Source organism: Streptococcus sp. 20925_1_44, assembly GCF_041432435.1.
Taxonomy (GTDB): Bacteria; Bacillota; Bacilli; order Lactobacillales; family Streptococcaceae; genus Streptococcus; species Streptococcus infantis.
Window position 1 is genome coordinate 1 of sequence record NZ_JAPVZQ010000010.1, and the last position, 1,534, is coordinate 1,534.

The 1,534-nt window shown below is 41.8% G+C and carries 1 pseudogene; it reads left to right on the forward strand.

Annotated elements, in window-relative coordinates:
• Positions 1 to 1,534: pseudogene (locus tag O3643_RS08295) on the forward strand (fibrillin); the annotation flags it as partial.

Genomic DNA, 1,534 nt, shown 5'->3' on the forward strand with positions numbered 1-1,534 from the left:
ATGGAACAGTAACATTCGTTCCAGAACCAAACTTTGTAGGAACTGCACCAGCAGTGACAGTTGTCCGCGAAGATAAGAACGGAACAAAAGCTTCTGCGACATACACACCAACAGTTGTAGGAGTAACACCAACCGCAACACCAGCTGAAACAACAGACATCCAAGGTGCAACACAAAAAGGTAAGCCTGAATTCAAGGGTGGAACTGTTACAGTTGATGGAGTAGAAAAAACTGTTCCAATCAACGAAGATGTTCCAGCAACATTTGACGATGGTTCAACAACTAAGACAGTAGAAGGTGTTGGTACTTTCACAGTAGCACCAGACGGAACAGTAACATTTGTTCCTGAAAAATCATTTGTTGGTAAAGCTCCATCAGTTACAGTTGTTCGTGAAGATAAGAACGGAACAAAAGCTTCTTCAACTTACACACCAACAGTAACACCAGTAACACCAACAGCTGAAGATGCTACTTCAACTGATAAACAAGGTCAAACACAATCAGGTAAACCAACATTCACACCAGGTAACTCAAACGTACCAATGGATGATGATGTTCCAGCAACATTCGAAGATGGTTCAACAACTAAGACTATTCCAGGTGAAGGAACATACACAGTAGCACCAGATGGAACTGTAACCTTCGTACCAGAAAAATCATTCACAGGAACAGGAACAGGCGTGACTGTTAAACGTGTAGATAAGAACGGTACACCAGTAACAGCTAAGTACACACCAACTGTAACACCTGTAACACCAACTGCAACACCAGCTGAATCAGTAGCACCTCAAGGTGTGGTTCAAACTGGTACTGTTACATTCACAGAAGGTGACCCAGTTGCACCAATCGACAAGGATACCATCACTCTTCTTGACGAAAATGGTCAACCAGCTGTATCAGTAGTTGCTAAATCACCAGAAGGTAAAGAAATCGGTACTTTCACAGTTGATAAGGAAACAGGTGTTGTAACATTTACACCAACAGACAAGACATACTCAGGTGATGTTGTTCCAGTTAAAGTTCAAGCTAAAGATGCTAACGGTACTGCTGTAGAAACAACTTACACACCTAAGATTACTCCAGTAGTTCCAACAGGTGAAGATGTTACATCAACAGATATCCAAGGTAAGACACAAACAGGTAAACCTAAGTTTACAGAAGGTAATCCAAGTGTACCAATGGATGACGATGTTCCAGCAACATTCGAAGATGGTTCAACAACTAAGACTATCCCAGGAGAAGGAACATACACAGTAGCACCAGATGGAACTGTAACCTTCGTACCAGAAAAATCATTCACAGGAACAGGAACAGGCGTGACTGTTAAACGTGTAGATAAGAATGGTACACCAGTAACAGCTAAGTACACACCAACTGTGACTCCAGTAACACCAACAGCGGAACCAGTAACATCAACAGATATCCAAGGTAAGACACAAACAGGTAAACCTAAGTTTACAGAAGGTGATCCAAGTGTACCAATGGATGACGATGTTCCAGCAACATTTGAAGATGGTTCAACAACTAAGACTAT